The sequence below is a fragment of the Microcoleus sp. PH2017_05_CCC_O_A genome (genome assembly GCF_020738785.1).
Taxonomy (GTDB): Bacteria; Cyanobacteriota; Cyanobacteriia; order Cyanobacteriales; family Microcoleaceae; genus Microcoleus.
Genome location: NZ_JAEQCB010000016.1, coordinates 40,490 through 58,885, shown reverse-complemented (window position 1 = coordinate 58,885; position 18,396 = coordinate 40,490). Strand labels below are relative to the sequence as shown.

19 protein-coding genes are annotated in these 18,396 nt (G+C 43.1%); 6 read left to right on the top strand and 13 right to left on the bottom strand.

What is annotated here, in order from left to right; genetic code table 11:
• Positions 1-500 precede the first annotated feature (500 nt).
• Positions 501-734, top strand: coding sequence for a hypothetical protein (locus JGK20_RS05535; protein ID WP_293178353.1), 234 nt, complete (start codon positions 501-503; stop codon positions 732-734).
• Between the two features lie 116 nt (positions 735-850).
• On the opposite strand, the gene JGK20_RS05530 is transcribed toward JGK20_RS05535, so the two are convergent.
• Together JGK20_RS05530 and fetB are read right to left on the bottom strand one after the other, a co-directional pair.
• Positions 851-1,471: a Uma2 family endonuclease gene (locus JGK20_RS05530; protein WP_293208971.1), complete on the bottom strand. Its 621-nt coding sequence runs from the start codon at positions 1,469-1,471 to the stop codon at positions 851-853.
• Positions 1,472-1,665: 194 nt separating this feature from the next.
• The gene (fetB, locus tag JGK20_RS05525) at positions 1,666-2,445 is read right to left on the bottom strand and encodes an iron export ABC transporter permease subunit FetB (RefSeq protein ID WP_293178359.1); all 780 of its coding nucleotides are present in this window, start codon (positions 2,443-2,445) and stop codon (positions 1,666-1,668) included.
• A 127-nt stretch (positions 2,446-2,572) separates the two neighbouring features.
• On the opposite strand from fetB, the gene JGK20_RS05520 reads away from it, so the two are divergent.
• From JGK20_RS05520 to JGK20_RS05510, 3 genes are all read left to right on the top strand, one after another.
• Positions 2,573-3,745, top strand: a complete 1,173-nt coding sequence (locus JGK20_RS05520) for a DegT/DnrJ/EryC1/StrS family aminotransferase (protein WP_293178362.1) — start codon at positions 2,573-2,575, stop codon at positions 3,743-3,745.
• A 560-nt stretch (positions 3,746-4,305) separates the two neighbouring features.
• Positions 4,306-4,512, top strand: a complete 207-nt coding sequence (locus tag JGK20_RS05515) for a hypothetical protein (protein WP_293178365.1) — start codon at positions 4,306-4,308, stop codon at positions 4,510-4,512.
• 20 nt (positions 4,513-4,532) lie between these two features.
• Positions 4,533-6,209: an AarF/ABC1/UbiB kinase family protein gene (locus JGK20_RS05510; RefSeq protein WP_293178367.1), complete on the top strand. Its 1,677-nt coding sequence runs from the start codon at positions 4,533-4,535 to the stop codon at positions 6,207-6,209.
• Here JGK20_RS05510 and JGK20_RS05505 read toward each other — a convergent pair.
• Positions 6,206-6,364 (bottom strand): hypothetical protein, encoded by a 159-nt coding sequence (locus JGK20_RS05505; protein ID WP_293229694.1) that lies wholly within the window; start codon positions 6,362-6,364, stop codon positions 6,206-6,208. The two genes, JGK20_RS05510 and JGK20_RS05505, sit on opposite strands and share 4 nt — an antisense overlap.
• A 19-nt stretch (positions 6,365-6,383) precedes the next feature.
• On the opposite strand from JGK20_RS05505, the gene JGK20_RS05500 reads away from it, so the two are divergent.
• Positions 6,384-6,764: a hypothetical protein gene (locus JGK20_RS05500; protein ID WP_293229691.1), complete on the top strand. Its 381-nt coding sequence runs from the start codon at positions 6,384-6,386 to the stop codon at positions 6,762-6,764.
• A gap of 52 nt (positions 6,765-6,816) precedes the next feature.
• On the opposite strand, the gene JGK20_RS05495 is transcribed toward JGK20_RS05500, so the two are convergent.
• Positions 6,817-7,842, bottom strand: a complete 1,026-nt coding sequence (locus tag JGK20_RS05495; protein WP_293229688.1) for an Npun_R2821/Npun_R2822 family protein — start codon at positions 7,840-7,842, stop codon at positions 6,817-6,819.
• Positions 7,843-7,898: 56 nt separating this feature from the next.
• Between JGK20_RS05495 and JGK20_RS05490 the strand changes: the two genes are divergently transcribed.
• Positions 7,899-8,165, top strand: coding sequence for a hypothetical protein (locus JGK20_RS05490; RefSeq protein WP_293193360.1), 267 nt, complete (start codon positions 7,899-7,901; stop codon positions 8,163-8,165).
• 15 nt (positions 8,166-8,180) lie between these two features.
• Here JGK20_RS05490 and JGK20_RS05485 read toward each other — a convergent pair whose 3' ends face one another.
• From JGK20_RS05485 to JGK20_RS05445, 9 genes are all read right to left on the bottom strand, one after another.
• A complete protein-coding gene (locus JGK20_RS05485; RefSeq protein ID WP_293229685.1) occupies positions 8,181-9,053 on the bottom strand; it encodes an Npun_R2821/Npun_R2822 family protein in 873 nt (290 codons plus the stop codon).
• A complete protein-coding gene (locus JGK20_RS05480) occupies positions 9,050-10,024 on the bottom strand; it encodes an Npun_R2821/Npun_R2822 family protein (RefSeq protein WP_293229681.1) in 975 nt (324 codons plus the stop codon). Before JGK20_RS05480 ends, JGK20_RS05485 begins: the two co-directional genes overlap by 4 nt.
• Positions 10,025-10,139: 115 nt before the next feature.
• Positions 10,140-11,090, bottom strand: coding sequence for a glycosyltransferase family 10 (locus JGK20_RS05475; protein WP_293229679.1), 951 nt, complete (start codon positions 11,088-11,090; stop codon positions 10,140-10,142).
• A 91-nt stretch (positions 11,091-11,181) separates the two neighbouring features.
• A complete protein-coding gene (locus JGK20_RS05470) occupies positions 11,182-12,381 on the bottom strand; it encodes a glycosyltransferase family 4 protein (protein WP_293229676.1) in 1,200 nt (399 codons plus the stop codon).
• A 139-nt stretch (positions 12,382-12,520) separates the two neighbouring features.
• Positions 12,521-14,521 carry an ATP-binding cassette domain-containing protein gene (locus JGK20_RS05465; RefSeq protein WP_293178388.1) on the bottom strand — a complete coding sequence of 667 codons (2,001 nt, stop codon included), beginning with the start codon at positions 14,519-14,521 and terminating at the stop codon, positions 12,521-12,523.
• Between the two features lie 86 nt (positions 14,522-14,607).
• Positions 14,608-15,765, bottom strand: coding sequence for a glycosyltransferase family 4 protein (locus tag JGK20_RS05460; RefSeq protein WP_293178391.1), 1,158 nt, complete (start codon positions 15,763-15,765; stop codon positions 14,608-14,610).
• Positions 15,766-15,779: 14 nt separating this feature from the next.
• Complete coding sequence (locus tag JGK20_RS05455) at positions 15,780-16,577, bottom strand: class I SAM-dependent methyltransferase (protein ID WP_293203539.1); 798 nt, start codon at positions 16,575-16,577, stop codon at positions 15,780-15,782.
• 26 nt (positions 16,578-16,603) lie between these two features.
• A complete protein-coding gene (locus JGK20_RS05450) occupies positions 16,604-17,431 on the bottom strand; it encodes a hypothetical protein (RefSeq protein ID WP_293178394.1) in 828 nt (275 codons plus the stop codon).
• Positions 17,431-18,354 (bottom strand): alpha-1,2-fucosyltransferase, encoded by a 924-nt coding sequence (locus JGK20_RS05445; RefSeq protein ID WP_293178397.1) that lies wholly within the window; start codon positions 18,352-18,354, stop codon positions 17,431-17,433. Before JGK20_RS05445 ends, JGK20_RS05450 begins: the two co-directional genes overlap by 1 nt.
• Positions 18,355-18,396: the final 42 nt, after the last annotated feature.

Sequence of the window (18,396 nt, the reverse complement as noted above, 5' to 3'; positions counted from 1 at the left end):
AAGGCTAACACTGCATAATTTCAGCCCAAAAGCGTTTGGCTTCCAAGTTTTCACAACTGATAAAAAAATCCGACCCACATCTGCGGAATGTGGGTTATAGATAATTTCCAACAAAGCTTAGGATTCCGTCCTCCCAGATATTTAGGTCATCGTAAAGATGGAGCATTAAAAGCTGATGGTGCAGCAGTGTCCGAGTTGTGGGACGAAAATCTAAAATCTTAAATGTATTGACGGCGGCCCCAGAAGCCGCTACGCTGTGAAATTAAGGTTGCTTTGCTCGAAGATGAAGCAGCCACGATCGCCCGAAAATCTAGTTGCACTGTCCGAAGCTGTAACCAGCAGCAACGGACAGCTAACCGCCAAACTGAGATGAGCAGTCTGGAGGCTGATCGAGAATCTTAGCATTCTCTGTCGCCGCCCTGCCTTTTGTTAGTATGCGGGGCGGCTGGGTTTTTGGGTTTTCCTCCCAGAAAACAACCAAAAACCAGGAGACCATAATTATGTCACAGGAATTCGTGCCTGACGATAACTCTTCCGTGCAGCCAAATGACGGCTGTGCAGTATCCGAACAGGAAATCGTGCAGATAACGGTTGTCGGTTCCCAGAAAACCGTATTAGAAACCATCCACACCTTGTACAGGCTGGGATTCGCCACCGTCGGCGATTGGAGTAAGTTGCAGCGAGGCCCAAAGCCGGGACAATTTATTAGCGTTTTAATCAAGCGCAAAGCCTAGAAATTGGTCTAGCCTCATCGGTTATATCAGCGGGCGGTTGAAATAGACAACACGGCGATGAAATAGAGGACACGGCATTGCCGTGTCCCTACCCGATATCGTTATTTCCAGCAATTTTATCCTTCACTCAATCCCGCTTGAAAAATCTGTTGTGCCGTCAACTTCAACTCTGGAAAAGTTGGCGACTCAATCCTATCATCTCCCCGAAATTGACTAACTTCATACTCGCCATCAATCAACCGATAAATCGAAATAGTCGGTTGCTTGGGATTCCCAATAAATCGACGGCCGCCCAAACCGAGATAATCCACAATCCAATATTCGGGAATGCCGATTAGTTCGTATTCACCTACCTTTTTTATGTAGTCATCTTGCCAATTCGTGCTAACGACTTCAACAACCAGCGGAATTGATGCTCCTTGAGTTACGGTTGAAAAATTTTTCCACAAAGGTTCTGATGTTAAGTTGGGGCGATTTAATATCAGAATATCCGGCGAATAAGCTGATTCGTTTTCTGGTGGCTTAATTAATGCTTTTCCGGGGATGAAGTATGGACGTTTTTCTTTTCTAAACTCAGCAGTTAATTCGGAGGCTAAAAAACCGATAACTTCTTCATGGTCTCCTAATGGCTGTGACATTTCAACAATCTCTCCATTGTGCAGTTCGTAACGTCCGTTTTCAGGTTTCCAGTCCAGAAATTCTTCAAAGGTTACTGGTTTAGTTGCAGTTTGAATCATGACGAAGTCTCCAATCAAATTTGTTCGTAGTGAGGATTTTAGTCCGCATCAAATTCAGAGGACTGAAGTCCTCACTACAAACCTTATTACCATTATATCGAAAATGAGTTATTTTGTGGCGCACGCAATAAAATTGGTTCATAGTGAGGACTTTAGTCCTTCATGAATGCGGACTGAAGTCCTCACTACGAACCTTACCATTTGATTAATTGTGCATCTTGATTAAAAAAACTCCGGCACAATCCCTCAGTCAACAACAGAGTTGCTATTAAAGTTGCTAGCGCCAACACAAACATAATCAAAATTTGGTAAGATGCTGCATCCAAAGGACTGACACCGCTCAACATTTGACCCGTCATCATTCCCGGTAATGTTACGATACCTACGACTGTCATTGTGTTTAATGTGGGGATTAATCCAGCTTTGATCGCATCTTTGCGGTACTGTTTTACTGCTTGCTGCGGAGTCGATCCTAAACTTAAATGGGTTTCTATTTCTAATTGGCTGCTGTTAACTGTACTCACAAGTCTTTCACCAGCGATCGCCCCTGAGTTCATCGCATTGCCCAAAATCATCCCCGCTAGGGGAATCAAATACTGCGGTTCGTACCAGGGGTCAGGTTGCAAAATTAGTAAGTGTGTATAGGCCAGAGTAAACGCCGTACCGATCGATATCGAACCCACAACTAACGGCAGCAAGTGCTTGATTTTTTTGCTAATCCGGTTGGTGGCCACCATGCTAGCCGTGGCCAGCATGATTGCTAACACTGCTAACACCAGCCACGGATTTTTCCCCTCCGGCGCAAACACCACGGCGAGCACGTAGCCGACTCCGATTAGCTGGATTAGGGTGCGCCCCGCCGCGATCGCCAGAGCCCCTTCCAACCCCAATCCCTGCCACGCCGAAAGCCCGATCGCGATCGCCACCATCCCCAAAGCCCAACCCAAATCAGTAAAATCTAGCAGAATTAACATCCGCGCTCCCTTTCGATAAAGTGATTGTTTGCCCGTCCAACTATAAGATATTTGAATAAAGGTTTCTGAGAAACAGTTTTGCTGTAAGAATTTGCTTTGATAATGGTTGCAATTTGTGGTGTCAAGAGTGAATAACGTTCCCCCCCTCGATTTAACCCAGCAGTACGCCCAGATTGGCGACGAAATCGGCGCTGCGGTACAAAAAGTGCTCGCCTCTGGCGGCTACATCGGCGGCCCCGCCGTCAAGAGTTTTGAGCAAGAGTTTGCCAACTACACAGGCGTTTCCGACTGCGTTGGCTGCAACTCCGGCACCGATGCCCTAATTTTGGCTTTGCGAGCTCTCAAAATCGGCCCCGGCGACGAAGTAATTACCACTCCTTTTACCTTCTTCGCTTCCGCTGAAACAATTAGCGCTGTGGGTGCAACTCCCGTATTTGTCGATATTGACAGCGGGACTTTTAATCTGGATGTCGAACTTTTGGAAGCGGCAATTACCGACAAAACCAAGGCAATTATGCCGGTTCACATTTTCGGACAACCCACAGACATGACTCGGTTGATGGAAATTGCCACCAAGCATAACTTAGCCGTCATCGAAGATTGCGCCCAGTCTGTCGGGGCCGAGTGGGAGTCTAGAAAAGTCGGCAGCATCGGCCATGTGGGCTGCTTCAGCTTTTATCCGACCAAAAATTTAGGCGCTTGCGGTGACGGCGGCGCGGTGACAACAAACGATCGCGCCCTGGCAGCTTCCATGCGTATGCTTAAGGAGCACGGACAGTCTTCTAGGTATTTTTACGAGGAAATAGGCTACAACAGCCGTCTGGATGCCCTGCAAGCGGTGATTCTCAGCATTAAGTTGCGGTATCTCGACAGTTGGAACTCCCAACGGCGCGAGAAAGCAGCCGTTTATAGCGAATTTCTTTCCCGCGTGCCCGGAGTTGCTGTCCCCAAGGAATTGCCAGCAGCCAAGCCTGTTTGGAATCAATATACAATTCGCTTGACAAGTCAAGACACAATCCGGCTGACAAGTCCAGAAGGCGCGCCAAATCCTTCTGGTAATTTCCGCGACTCGATGCGGACTAAGTTGCAGGAATCCGGCATCGGTTCGATGGTTTACTATCCGTTACCTTTGCACCTGCAACCTGTTTACAAATCTTTGGGCTATCAAGCCGGTCAGTTGCCTGTAGCTGAGCAAGTTTGTCGCGAAGTCTTGTCTTTGCCGATGTTCCCGGAACTTTCGAGGGATCAACAGGAGAGGGCAATTTACGGGCTGAAAGATTGTTTGGCAAAGGGCGGATAGGATTTAGTGGCTTTTGTGCGATCGCCCGATCGAAAGAAATACCTGAGAATAGAGGAATTGTAGGGTTGCAGTGTCGTACTGGTGCAGCGGTCAGGAAAACATATTAAGTGTTTTGACTGATCACTTGTACTTTTATCAGAAATTTGGGTTTAAAACCCCGTCATAAGCTTGACGGCTTTCTGCTATAGTATTCGTAGGTTGCTGACCGTGAGAACGTGAGGAAACAGGTTGAACGTCCTACTCCGGGATCTCAAAATCTTTAACCGTCAATGGTAAAAACCAAATCCACACGGTAAGAGCAAATAAAAATCAAATAGCGTGGGACACACGCGAATTTACGCTTGGGGAGTAGTCCGTAAGAGTGCTTGCTGTAAAAGGTGTAGTCGGACTAGACATGAAACTGTAAGACCAAAACTGACATTGTTGGTAGAGGCACGATTCAGCCCAAGAATCCTCGTACCTTGATAGTCGAGGAGTGTCAAGTACTATATTTAATGAAAAGAAACAAATTTAGGCTGGCAATCCGCCTTCAACGGGTGCATTTTCCGCTCGCCTAAAATTTGCGATCGGTCAATGATGAAGAAGGAAGAAGGAAGAAGGAAGAAGGAAGAAGAAAGACGGAAGAAGGAAGACGGAAGAAGGTTTTAACTTTCGACTTCCGATGCCCGATGCCCGATGCCCGATGCCCGATGCCCGATGCTTTTATGCCCGATGCCCGATGCCCGATGCCCGATGCCCAATCTCAATTTAAGCTGCAATTTTCATAAAACAAGAGGAAAATAAACGAGTGCCTCAGTATCAATTCACTCAGGCTAGACGCTACGATCCACAGGCGATAGCCCAATATTACCGCAACCGTCCTTGGAAAGCAATTTGGCGAGCAATAACCGTTATTTGGTCATTTGCAGGCTTCGTACTCGGAATGCTGTGGGACAGTTGGCAGCACGAAGTTGCCGCCCACCAGCCGGAACGCGCCGCCCATCTGCGACTAATACTCACTCGCTTAGGCCCCACTTTCATTAAAGTCGGCCAAGCCCTGTCTACTAGACCAGACTTAATCCGCAAAGACTTTCTCATAGAACTAATCAAACTTCAGGATCAACTGCCGCCCTTTGATTCGGTGCGAGCATTTGAGATTATTGAAGCAGAACTCGATCGCAAAATCAGCGAAACTTACAGCGAAATCTCCCCCGAACCAGTCGCCGCCGCCAGTCTCGGTCAAGTTTATAAAGCCCGTTTAATCACCGGAGAAGAAGTAGCAGTCAAAGTTCAGCGACCGAATTTGCTACCAATCTTGAGCCTTGACCTTTACTTAATGCGCTGGGCTGCTGGATGGTTGGGCCCGTTGTTGCCACTAAATCTCGGTCACGACCTCTGTTTAATAGTCGATGAATTCGGTATTAAATTATTCGAGGAAATTGACTATATCAACGAAGGCCGCAACGCCGAAAAATTTGCGACCAATTTTGCCGACGACCCGACCGTAAAAGTTCCGAGCATTTACTGGCGCTATACTGCAAAATGCGTTCTCACTCTCGAATGGATTGACGGTATCAAGCTAACAGATATGGCAAGTGTCAAAGCCGCCGGTTTAGACACTAATAGCTTAATTGAAATCGGAGTTCGCAGCGGTTTGCGGCAGTTACTGGAACACGGTTTTTTTCACGCAGACCCCCATCCAGGAAATCTGTTTGCCTTAGCGGACGGCCGCATGGCTTACATCGATTTTGGGATGATGGATCAGATGGAAGAAACAACTAAAGAAACTTTGGTTGATTCTGTCGTTCACTTGATCAACAAAGATTATTTAGAGTTAGCCCAGGATTTTGTAAAACTTGGGTTTTTGACACCAGATACAGATATTATGCCGATCGTCCCGGCGCTGGAATCTGTCCTCGGCGATATCGTCGGCGAAAAGGTAGGAGACTTTAACTTCAAGACGATTACAGACGAGTTTTCGGAGTTGATGTACGACTATCCTTTCCGAGTCCCCGCCAAATTTGCCTTAATTATTCGGTCTCTCGTCACAGAAGAAGGTTTAGCCCTTAGCCTCAATCCAGATTTCAAGATAGTTGAGGTAGCCTATCCCTATGTAGCCCGACGTTTGTTAAACGGAGAATCTCCGGCATTGCGCCGTCGCCTGATTGAGGTATTATTCAAAGATGGCAAATTCCAGTGGAATAGATTAGAGGAGATGATTGCGATCGCCAGATCCGATCGCAGTTTCGACCTGCTACCCACAGCCCAACTCGGCTTGCAATTTTTGCTGTCAGAGGAAGGGTCGTTTTTGAGACGCCAGGTAATGTTAGCCTTGATTGAGGACGATCGAATTCACACCGAAGAAGTTGGCAGCCTCTGGAACTTAGTCAAAGAAGACCTGCAACCAAGTCGCTTGTTCAACGTTGCTTTAGGCGCTTTGACAGAGTTCTCCACAGCAGGAACAGCCGCGCTGAATCGATTTTAATTAGAAGGAAGAAGCAAGAGGGAAGAAGGAAGAAGGAAGAAGGAAGAAGGAAGAAGGAAGAAAAATAATTCTACTTTTGCCAATTCCCAATTCCCAATTCCCAATTCCCAATTCCCAATTCCCAATTCCCAATTCCCAATTCCCAATTTTCCCATTACCCCAAAAGAATTATTCGTGTATTACTTTCCAGAACCTCCCTATTTTTTAATGACCGCTGGATTAATAGCAGGTATGGCATCAGGCTTAGCCTTTGAAGCAACTCTCAAACAAGCCGTAGAACTCTGGTCTAAAAATCGTTCTAGCCGTACTTTGTCCAACCTAAAAGGTCTACAATTGCAGTTGCCTTTTTTGGGAATGGCCGGCGGAATTTGCGTATTTTTAGCTTCAGGAATGGAGATATTCGGCTTCCCCAAATTACTGTCCTACGTTCTAGCCCTGCCGCTGACACTACTAACAGCATGGCTAGTTTGGACTCAACTAGCCAAAGTTTTAATTGAACTACAACGCGGAGGTTCCCAAGCCTTAGACTTGGATTCTTTTTTTGAAGAACCATAGTTAAACATCAACCCTCTTTTATAACGAAGAGGGTTGGTTCGTAGTAAGGACTTTAGTCCTTCTTTATTAAAATCCGCAACTTAAATAGAACATTATTAACCCTTTGAATACCCCAACTTTTGAAATTCCTCTGCAAGCGCAGTAACAAATTGGGAGGCGCGAGTTTTGGTCGTGTTTCCGGCGAATTCAAATAGCGGTAGTGCAGAAATACATCGCGGTAAGGAATCTCAACATCTTCGCCCGCACACAATCGAGTAAATTTTGCAGCCGAAATACTCATGTAATGCAAATAAGTCAGCCGCCGTCCTTTGTCGTATAAAACATAATCTATCACATCAAATTGAGAAGACCAATGATTTCCCGTTATCAGTGCAGGTTGATGATAAGCAAAATTATAAAAAGAGATAGCGCTGCGGGCGACTAAATAGTTAAATAAAGGTTGGTCAGTTCCCCGCAAAGACAAAATTTCTGCTTCTCCTGAAGTCAATTTATCTAAAAGTTCGGCTAAGTTATTGCGATTTAAAATACCTTTTTTTGCAGCAAACCAACCAGCACAAAAAATCTGAGATTCCAGTTTTTCAATCTCAAAAAATGCTGCGAGTTTTTCTGATGATAAATCAAAGACATAATTGAGGTCAGATTTGTATTGAAAATCGTTAGCTACCCAATCAAATTCATCAAGTTTTTGATAAATATAATCCAGAGAACCCATTAACAGAGTGTCCGCATCAAAATAGACAAATTTGTCAAAAGGGCCATCAAAACAGCAAAATTTTCGGTGCATTCCCAAACAGTGAACTTGCGCCCAACCTTTAGCTTGCCAAACTTTTTGAGCTTTTTGGTGAGATGTCCAAACTACAGTCGCGAAGTCTTCCCAAAATTGGATGGAATCGGCATTGTCAAATAGAGTAACATTGCTTCGCGAGGCAATTTCTACTCGAACTTTTTGCAAATTATCATCGTAGGGAATGATGCAAACAGGAATAGTTTTCGCCCCATTAACTTCGAGACTATTCAATAAAGCGACTAAGTGATCAAAAACCACATCATTGCCTAGAATATAAATACCATCAGTCATAGTTGGTTAATAAGTAACTGTTTAGGTGCGGGCAAGATGCCCACACCACAATAAAAATGATTGACTGTGGAACAGGCATCTTGCCTGTTCCTCAAAGCTTGTTTAAAGTTAAAAGCACAATAAAATTTATGAATTGTGGAACAGGCATCTTGCCTGTTCCTCAAAGCTTGTTTAAAGTCAAAACCACAATAAAATTTATGAATTGTGGAACAGGTATCTTGCCTGTTCCTCAAAGCTTGTTTAAAGTCAAAACCACAATAAAATTTATGAATTGTGGAACAGGCATCTTGCCTGTTCCTCAAAGCTTGTTGATAATAATATAACATATCAGTTTATCCTCATCTACTGAAAGGCCGAAGGATTTTTTGCATTAAATTTGGTTTTCTTTCATCCAAATAACGATAATGTTGCCAAAGTTTCCAATAAGGAGTACCGGATTTAATTGGTATTCCAGCCCAGTGAATATATTTTAATCTTTTGCCTTTGTCATAAAGCACATAATCTATTTCCTGAAAATGTGTAGAACCAGCCCAGCTTCCAGGTTCTGCTGCTGAATCTTTAACAAGATTCCAGCGTTTGAAAATTAACTTGAGAATCATATAATTTAGTATAGGCTGGTCTGTGACATTTTGAGTAAAGTCAAAATATTCTCGATGTTCCGAACATTCTCGCAAAATTTCATACATTTGCGATTCTGCAATCGTGCCTTTTCGGGAAGCCCAAAAACCGCTGTTGAATACATCTTGAAGCTGTGAGTCGGTAAAGATATTTTGTTCTTTGACAATGGGTGAAAATACATTTCGCAGTTTTTCGCTGAGGTGGTGATAGTCGCAGCAAAAAAAGTCTACTTCTGAGAGTTTGTTGAGGTTGGCTGCGATGTCTTCAAAGACGATGATGTCGGTATCGATGTACAGAAATTCGTCGAGGGGGCCAAACCAGGCGCAGAGTTTCCGCATTTTGTTGGGAAGGGCTAGAAAGTTGCGATCGAATATTTGGCCAATTTCCCTGGTAAACTGTTCCACAAACCCCAGATTTGGGTACAATTGCACACCATAGAGGCTGCTGAGGGCGGCGGCGACTTGCAGATAATTGTCGTCAAACGGGATCAAAAAAACTGGTACTTGACAATTGTACAGGCGTATGCTGGCTAAAAGGGCGATCGCACTTTCCATCACCTTATCATTAGCAACAATATAAATACCGCGACTCATAAATTTATCCTCAACCTTCTCAAGACTCTTTCTAGCAAACTCGGCGCAGAAATATCAGCATAAGACTTTAGCGGTTCCCTAAAAACCGGCCGCTTCGAGGGTTCGCGGAGATAGCGGTAATGTAGAAACAAATCGCGGTAGGGAAACTCAATATTTTCGCCAGCACAAACTCTCCGAATTAAATCCGGCTGCACCCCAATATAATGAAGGTAAGTCAGGCGATTTCCCTTGTCGTACAAAATGTTATCTCGGGTTTGAAAATGTGGGGAAGTGACACTGCAACCAGTTTTTTCATCATCCGGGAGACTGCAACCAAAATTATAGCTGTTCATCCCCGTTTTCATCACCATATAATTGAGCAACGGCTGTTCTCCCGCACCTGCATAGAGAATTTCCGCCTCCCCAGATAGCAGTTTACCTAACAGCCATTCTCTAGTATCACGGTCAAAAACTCCTTGCTTGCTGGCGTAAAATCCAGAACAAAATATTTCCGAGTCGAGCCGATTTTGCTCAAAAACTTCCAGCAGTTTTGGCGACTGAATGTTATATACTTTAGTTGGGTCGCGAAATTGAAAATCATAAACCACAAAATCATATTTATCTAATTTATCAAAAACCGCATCTAGCGAATTCATTGCTAAAGTATCAGCATCCATGTAAATAAACTTGGCAAACGGGCCGTCGAAAGCGCAAAAGCGGCGGTGCGCGCCGTAAAGCCGGAACTTTTTGCGATTTAAGCGCTCAGGTGCGGCGGCTTGCATAAATTCATCCCATCGCTGAATTGATGCAGTATCTTCATAAATAAACACGTTGGGACGGTTAATGATTTCTGCTTTGATTTGTTCTATATGCTCGTCGAAAGGATAAATACAGACAGGAATATTTGAACCTAAAATTACTTCAATACTGTTGAGTAAAGCAATTAGTTGGTCGTAAACTACATCGTTTGCTAGCGTGCAAATTCCCTTCATATCATGTCCTATCTATTGACCGTAATAACTAAGGTTAGTTCGTAGTGCGGACTTCAGTCCGCTCTCCGGCTGCGGACTTCAGTCCGCACTACGAACCTATTTTTTGTACTATTTCCTAAGATGCAAAATTAGACAGCCAATTGAGCAAGTTCAATTCGTGGAGAATGATTTGCCTAGCTTCAGCAATTTTATCCCTCGCTTCATGCCAACAATCCGGCGTAGCAATCACCTCTTTAATAAATTCTACTCCCTTCTCATCCAAACTGGGAAGCCGCAAAAAACTTCCCGCCGGCAACAACTTATCCGCCGCCGCACCGCCGTAATAAATCGGCAAATTCCAAGCTAATAAAGCATCCCAAAGTTTTTCGCTGACATACCAATCATTTTCTGCATAATTCTCCACAGCCAAATTGTAATAATAAGGTGCGACAGCGTGCCATTTATTATTAACCGTGCCGTTTCCCTGCGCCCAACTTGGCAAGTTTCGCCCGTAAAGGTCAAAATCTAATTCTGCTTCTTGCAGCAAATTGATAAAATCTAATCTGCGTCGGTGGTTGGCTGTGCGACTAACGCCCGAAGTTATCCAAGAACAGGATTTAGTTTTAGTTGGTGGTGGCATTTCATTCAATTCTCGAAACGAGTTTGAGTGATACCAAATCGCGGGCATATAATTGGGATTGGGCGCAAAATCATCCGGCCCGGAAACGTAACCGCAATAAAGTTTTGCTTGTTCGTAGTTGGCTTTGGTAATCTCAATTACTTCTGCTAAAGGCGGTTCTCGGATTAAATAAATAATCCGTTCTTTGGGGACATTTCGGAATTTTTCTCGAATGTCATTTTCTGGTGTTGGATGCTTGTAATGGCGTATTTTGTCGAGCCATAACTGCTGTTTCGGCTGCCGGGGAAAGTCAAATTGATACATGACCAAAAAATCTGGTTCCTGGTGGTTGGCGAGCATTTGAATGTTGCCCCATTTGCCGAAGTTGTGGGGGGTTTGTTGCCACAGCCAGTCGCTTTGATTCATGCCTGGATAGGTGGTGATTGCGCTGATAATTATTGGGTTCATTTCTCTCTTAGTCCGCGGAGGCGGACTTTGTTTATGTAGCCGCGGTTTCAACCGCCGGGGCTAGGAATAGGTAATTTAAAATTATACAAAACTAATGAATAATTTGCGATCGCACTTCTTCATCCACATAACTCAAAATCCTCTCGATCCTATTTTCCCACGAAAATTGCTTGACAAAACCCAATGTTTCTGCATAACCTTCGCTTCTCCTCGGATATTTTGCTAAACTATCTCGAATGCTTTGCGCGAACTTGTGCGGGTTATCAGGTTCGCACCAAATGGCAGCTATATTTCCAGATTTGAATTCCATTAAAGATGCAATCTCCGTCGCAACAATAGGAGTTCCCGATGCCATATAATCAAAGAACTTCAAAGGAGATGTGAATGTCGCAGCCTCTGTCTGACAGTGAGGGTGAGTCAAAACATCGGCGGCTTGCAACAAGCTGGGTAGTTGATTTTGAGGCAGGTAGCCGAGAAAATTGATGTTCTTGACTTGCTTGTCTGTGGCTAACTGCTGGTATGCTGTTACTTGAGATGAGTCACCACCGGCGATCGCAAATTGAACTTCCGGCAACACCCGCGCCACATCCACCAGCATATCCACACCCTTAAACGGGTACAGCCCACCCGCATACACCGCTAAATATTGCCTTCCACCTGCTAATAATCGCTGCCGCCAATTCTCGGCTGCTTCTGTTTGTCTCACCAGAAACAACTGGTTAAAACCATTGTGCAGCATAATGACTTTTTCCGCTGGCATCCCATTTTGAATCATGCTGTATCGCACAGTATCTGCAACAGTTACAGCAATTTGAAAGAGAGGATTATTAACAACCTCCGGCTCAAATTTCTTATCTTCGTGGTGGTGTTGTTCGTAGATAGCAGGAATTCCGTGTTTAATGGCAGCTTTAACAAAGTTCCAGTCGCGAGTATGAACAATTTTAGTCGATTTCAGCAGGTGAATTGGCAAGTAGTATTTTGAGACTATTGTACTGGAACTTGTCCACTTGCTGTTCAAAAGGTCGATCGGCCACGGCATCGGTAAGTATGCTATTTTTAATTGCTCTTGAATATTGTATATTTGAGCAAGTTTTGCATCGGGTTTTCTCGGTTGAAAAGGATGAAACCAATCAACTGGATTAAAAGCCTTCCATCCTTTACGGATATATACCAAAACTGCTGGATAACCGAGATTTGCTGCGGCATTTGCTGAGTGTGCCACTTGAACTAAGCTGGCTACATTCGGTTGTGGCAAGATATTTCTGGTGAAAAATACATAGTATTTCGACATTGGAATTGGTAATGGTAATTGGTAATTGGTAATTGGTATATTGGTAAACTGGATTCAGTGCGAGCGTCTCCCTCGCGGCTGGATCGCGAGCGAGACGCTCGCACTACTATTCTAATAACAAATAACTAATAACCAATAACTATTTTGTTGCTTGACGTTTAATAGTATTTTCTATAAATTCCAAAGTTTTGAAAATATTAGCAGCCGAGTGATATGATTCTCTGATTAACTCATCTCTTTCTTCGGGAGAATCAACCATTTCATCTACTAGCAACTTCAGGTAAGCTATCATCGGAGTCAGGCGAGTGCGAATTTCGTAAGAACCTCTAATCAAAGCTTCATCGCGAGCGGTTTCTTCGGCAAATTGCATTGAATACAAGCGAGTGTAGTAACCTCCTTTGGCTAGCAATTCTTCGTGAGAACCGATTTCTACGACTTGTCCGCGATCGATCACGGCGATTTTGTCGGCTTTTTGGACTGTGGAGAGGCGGTGGGCGATGACTAAGGTTGTGCGATCGCAACTCAGTTTCTCGATCGCCGATTGCACGTATCTTTCCGAAACCGTATCCAGCGAACTCGTTGCCTCGTCTAAAATTAAGATTTCCGGGTTTTGCAGCAAAGCTCTAGCGATCGAAATCCTCTGACGCTGCCCTCCCGATAATATCACACCGCGATCGCCAATTTGAGTATCCAACCCCTCCGACAACCGTTCAATAAACTCATAAGCATTCGCCCCCTGCGCCGCTTCCACAATTTCAGCCTCCGTCGCATCGGGCCTAGCGTAAGCAATATTTTCGCGCACCGAAGCATTAAACAAAAACGTATCTTGGCTAACAATACCCATCGCCTTTCTGAGACTTTTTAGCTCAAATTCGCGCAAATCTCTACCATCTATCGAGATACTACCTTCAGTAGGATCGTAAAATCTCGGCAGTAAATCTGCCAAAGTTGACTTCCCAGAACCCGAAGTTCCTACCAAAGCCAAAGTAGTGCCGTAAGGTAGAAATAAATCAATTCCTTGAAGAACTAAATTTTTGTGATTAGGATAACTAAAAGATATTTTATTAAAACTAATTCCCGATCGCAAATGAGTGTATGGCACAGAACCGTTCAGCATAAACGGCTTCTCATCGCAGCTCAAAAAATCATCAACTACTTCTACGCTAGCTGACGTATTAGCAAATTGACTCCGCCCGCTATTCAACTGAGAAATCAAAGGAATTAACCTAAAAAGTACCAATAAATAGGTCAGCAGAACAGTTGAAATAGACTCAATTTCATTAGCAAATATTGTACGACCGATAAATACAATCAAAATTATCACGATCAAATTAACAACTTCGTTAATTGGGGCAATCGCCGCATAATTTACCTGAGCCTGAAAATCCGCGTGTTCTCGCCTTTGAATTAAATGCTTAATCCGCTGATACTCCCTTTCTTCGTTACCCGTTGACTTAACTAGCCGAATCCCAGTCATGGTTTCCAGCACCCTCACCGAATAATCTTTCGACATTTCAGAAAGCACGAGACCAAAATGCTTAGAACGGTTAATAATATATTGATTTGTGCAAGCAACCAATCCCAACAAAAGCGTAGATGTCAACGTCAACTTCCACGATATAGAAAGCAGCAAACCCAGAAACACCAAAACAGTGACTGAGGTAGTAAACATTCCAATTGCCGTACCAACTGCACTCGCAGTCCGGCCAATCTCTCCGCCCAATCTATTAATCAAATCCCCGACTTTAGTTTTAGAATAAAAATCTAAATCTACTTCTAACAACAACCGCAAACCTGCTTCTCGCAAATCAAAAGTCAGAGAGCGCGTCAGAGAAGTGGCGACTAAAGTATTAATATAGCTAGCAAGATTTTTTAATATAATTGCCAGAACAATCGCCCCGGTCATCAACATTAAACGCTGATTTTCCGGCATTCCCTCAAAGGGATACATCAAACTTTTAATGAGAGGTGGAGCGCCGCGCAGCTCGATAGCTTCCCCCAAAAAAATTAAAAGCACTGGTACAATCAGAGTAGTGCTGATACCGCTGAATAAAGCCCCAGCAAAGCCCAGCATCACAGTTAACACAATCCTGCCCGGATATCGTCTCGCAAATTTTAGGAGTAGCTTATTGGCAGACATGAAGCATTCCCAGCTAAACAGTACGGCATCTCAAAATATTCTTTAATTACAGCCAGTTTTTCTTCCTCCATTCAGTCGCTTCAATTTCACCTATAGCTACCTGCAATTATATCTGAAAGTATCGGTGCCATTGCTTGAATACTATATTTTTTCACGCATCTTTCCCGAGCTTTCATTCCTTGGAAATTGGCGGCTGTAAAATTTTGAAATATCCATTTAATTTTTTGGGAAATTTGATCGGGAGAACTAGGTTCGACTAAATAACCAGTTCCGCCTAAAATTGTAGGAATATCTCCCACGCGCGTAGACAAAACAGGCTTAGCCATTGCCATGCCATCTGTCAGCTTGAGCGGAAACTGAGCCACCGCTGTCAGAGTGTCTCGCTGAGGAACAACGACAACGTGAGCAGCCGCTACAACTTCCGGCATCGTTTCCACAGGAAATTTTGGCAGTTTAACAACCCAACGACCCCATTGTTGCATAAGTCTATCATCATAATCATCATAAGGACTTCCGCCGACGATCGCTAATTTTAAATCGGGCTCATTTAACTGTTCGAGGGCCATCAAAACATCCTCAACACCTTTGTGAGGTCGCGGCGCCCCGGGAAACATCAGAACTCTATAGCCCGACAAGCCGTAACGCTCTCTGCTCAATTCAGGATTGTATTTAACAGGGTCAAACATTTCAGTATCCTTACCATTAGGCAAATATACACCACCAAAACGCTGTTTTAAAAACTCTGTATCAACGGTGACAGCATCAGCACGGGAAACTAAACCTTCCATCCACTTGACATATAGCGGATGATCCGGTTCTCGCAATTGACCATTGTGTTTAAAAATATCTCGATAAAGTTGCTTAAAAGAAGGGCGATATTTCCATTCGTCACCGCCGAACCAGCTAAGTTCCCAGTCATCAATGTCTAAAATGAGAGGGCGGCGAGTATCGAGTTTTTTGAGCAGCGATAAACCAAAACTTGTAGGCTTAGGTTTCACTGCATAAATAATATCCCCATCGATTTTTTTCAATAATTTTTGAACATCCATCAAAAACCCTGGATAGTTTTTCCCCGGTATCGCACATACGGGGATGCCTGTCGGAGGAATAGCATACAATTCCTTACCAAACTGAAATCCCACAACTTCTACATCACATTTAAGCTCGATTAGGACTTGAGCTAGTAGAAAAGCACGAATTGCACCTCCTCCAGACAAATCGCTCACCACTAATGAAACTTTCACTTGGTAATTTTTTATTAAAAAAGTTGCTTTATTTTCCTGCTTAAACGATCTTTTGTCAAGGGTAGCAAAGCAAAAAATATTTTTTTCAGTGAAATCCTTGGATCTTTTAAGGCTAAAATATCTTTGATTTCTTGTCTTAATTTGGTAGCTGCTGATGCCGTTCGCAAGTAAAGCTGCGGATGAATTAAGGAAAGCTGAAAAATGTTAGTTCTCGCTGCCTCTTTTTGCAAGACTGGATTTGTTGTTAAATATTCCCGATTCGCAAATATAAGTATATTCTGGGCGTAGTACCATTTAACTCGCTCATTTTGCCATATTTTATGTCTCATGCAGTCAATCGCCACATATCCTTGCTCTTGAAAGAGTTTCGCCCAATAGTCTGGCCACTGTTCGTTAACGTGATTTGTTCCCCCTTGAAATGGTACTGCGGCAGAGAATAAAATCACTGGGCCAAGCTTCACTAAAGACTCTATAAATACTCGGGCACACTCTGGGGGCAAGTGTTCTGCTACTTCTAGAGAAACAACTAAATCAAATTGTTGTTGGACGCGCAAAGGTTGGGTTAAATCTAATGCTAAAAACTTGTTTTCAGGGATTTCTAGCATTTTGATATCTACCCAATCACCGTCTATTCCTAAAAAATCTTCAACGCCGAATTCTTGGAATGCGGACAGCCAAGTCCCCGTACCGCAACCGACATCAATTACTCGTTTGGGCTGCACGAATTCCCAAAGGATAGGGATAATTTCTATGGCTGATTCGTAGGAGGTTGTTTGTAAGTATTGATATAATTCTTTGGTATAATGTTGCACGGCCTAGAGTAGTAAGTTGGTCAAGTTTATTTTAAGCGCCAGGGATTGTTAATTTGATTTGGTAAAAATATTTTAGCGGTGCGATCGACTATTCGAGTAAAAAGCGATCGCGTGACGTTCTTTGCGTACTGCGGGCGGTAGGGGTAGGTGCAGTGCATGACTTTTATCGGTTTGTCGATCGCATAAGCATCTTTCCACTTATCCAAATAGTTGTACACAGGGGACAATGTTCTCATTTGCGGTTTCACAGATTCAATAGCAGCAGCAAAAGCACCCTGGTCTTTCAAAAGTAGCACATTTTGATGCGCCACTACTATCTCGAAATATTTCTTAAATTCCGCGAACAATTCCTGATTTGTACTGCTTTTCGTAAAAGCAATAAATCCGCCATTGTATTGAATGGTATTTTTGTTTAGTGGCAATCCCACAGACTGCAAAGTTGACAGAATATCTTGCTTGACTCTTAATAAATTGCTCGCTTTCGCAATCGCAGGCTGCACATCTTCTGTCACCAACAAATCCACCTCATCAAGATAGCCGAAAACCTCATCTATTGGCGACAGCAAACAAATATCGCAATCCATATAAATAGTTTTCTCAAACAGAGATTCCCCGTACAAAGACAGCTTGGCTTGGCGCGACGCTAAAACAGGATTTTCGTGAGAGGGTGCTCTTTGCAATATGACATTTCCAAACACCTGAAGTAAAGGATATAAAATTCGAGGTACTCTATCTATTAAAATAATAATTGGTTCCTGGTGAAATTTCCTGACGGACGCCAGAAAATGAACGCAATCTTGGAAAGAGTAAAGACCTGTTAAAATAGTGATAAATCCCTTAGTTGCTAGTTTCATTAGTGCGTCCACTCCCAAAAACTCTCGTTCCAGTTATCTCGATAATTAAAAATTCCTTCCCATTCATAAAAATGCACAAAATCTTTCAAGTTAATTACTTTATTGATATTTTTGAGCATATAAAGAGGTTTTTCGCCATAAAAAGAAGCCCACATAGTATAACTACTAGGCGGCCCGACAATATAGTCGCACTCAGCCAAAGCATAGATATCTTCGATTAAATGACCGTTAGCAAAAACGCAGTTAAAATCATCAAATAACTTAGGATTTTGCTGAATATTAGAGCAAATCAAAAACTTGATTTTGTTACCTTCAAATAGTTTGACTATTGAATTCATCACTTCTAAGTATTGCTCAGTTGTGTAAAAGTATCTCCCCTTTTGGTGCTGAGCATAATCCCCTTGACGGATGTGAACTCCAACGATCGTATCTGCGTTATTTTTTACATTCAATATCAAACTATTTACATTGATTTTATATTGTTGTAATGGTGTAAAGTAGGATCTAATCTCATCGGCGTACTTATACAACTTTGGCAAATCTTCTACAAACCAGCCATCTCGAAATAACCAGCCTTTAAAACAAACAATTGAACTATTTTTTATTGCTTGAATATCCCGATAATTTATCCAATTAAACGGCTTTTCTCTGGTAATTTCTTGCGTTTTAAAGATATTTTTATTGCTTAAATTATTGATGAGTTTAAAATATTTATTTCTGATAAATCTGTTACCTGATACGGTAAAATATGGAGGAGGATAACAGCACAATAAATCTTTGTTCGTGTCTACAAAGAATTCTGCATATTCTTCAAAAGCTGGATTGAGGACAGTGCAATTATGCTCGATCGCCCAAGCTATGAAATTGGCAAAAAGCAGCAGTCTGTTGCCTAGTTGTCCCGATTTAGCAGATATTATCAACATAGTCGCTATTTTGGTTAAGGTAAGGTGCGCGGCGCGCACCCT

Excerpts from the sequence above, each read along its gene's own strand:
- JGK20_RS05465 (WP_293178388.1), bottom strand. The coding sequence starts at position 14,521 with ATGTCTGCCAATAAGCTACTCCTAAAATTTGCGAGACGATATCCGGGC.
- JGK20_RS05530 (WP_293208971.1), bottom strand. The coding sequence starts at position 1,471 with ATGATTCAAACTGCAACTAAACCAGTAACCTTTGAAGAATTTCTGGAC.
- JGK20_RS05475 (WP_293229679.1), bottom strand. The coding sequence starts at position 11,090 with ATGAACCCAATAATTATCAGCGCAATCACCACCTATCCAGGCATGAAT.
- JGK20_RS05495 (WP_293229688.1), bottom strand. The coding sequence starts at position 7,842 with ATGACTGATGGTATTTATATTCTAGGCAATGATGTGGTTTTTGATCAC.
- fetB (WP_293178359.1), bottom strand. The coding sequence starts at position 2,445 with ATGTTAATTCTGCTAGATTTTACTGATTTGGGTTGGGCTTTGGGGATG.
- JGK20_RS05505 (WP_293229694.1), bottom strand. The coding sequence starts at position 6,364 with ATGGGAAAATTGGGAATTGGGAATTGGGAATTGGGAATTGGGAATTGG.
- JGK20_RS05485 (WP_293229685.1), bottom strand. The coding sequence starts at position 9,053 with ATGAGTCGCGGTATTTATATTGTTGCTAATGATAAGGTGATGGAAAGT.
- JGK20_RS05535 (WP_293178353.1), top strand. The coding sequence starts at position 501 with ATGTCACAGGAATTCGTGCCTGACGATAACTCTTCCGTGCAGCCAAAT.
- JGK20_RS05490 (WP_293193360.1), top strand. The coding sequence starts at position 7,899 with ATGATTGACTGTGGAACAGGCATCTTGCCTGTTCCTCAAAGCTTGTTT.
- JGK20_RS05445 (WP_293178397.1), bottom strand. The coding sequence starts at position 18,354 with ATGTTGATAATATCTGCTAAATCGGGACAACTAGGCAACAGACTGCTG.
- JGK20_RS05450 (WP_293178394.1), bottom strand. The coding sequence starts at position 17,431 with ATGAAACTAGCAACTAAGGGATTTATCACTATTTTAACAGGTCTTTAC.
- JGK20_RS05480 (WP_293229681.1), bottom strand. The coding sequence starts at position 10,024 with ATGAAGGGAATTTGCACGCTAGCAAACGATGTAGTTTACGACCAACTA.
- JGK20_RS05470 (WP_293229676.1), bottom strand. The coding sequence starts at position 12,381 with ATGTCGAAATACTATGTATTTTTCACCAGAAATATCTTGCCACAACCG.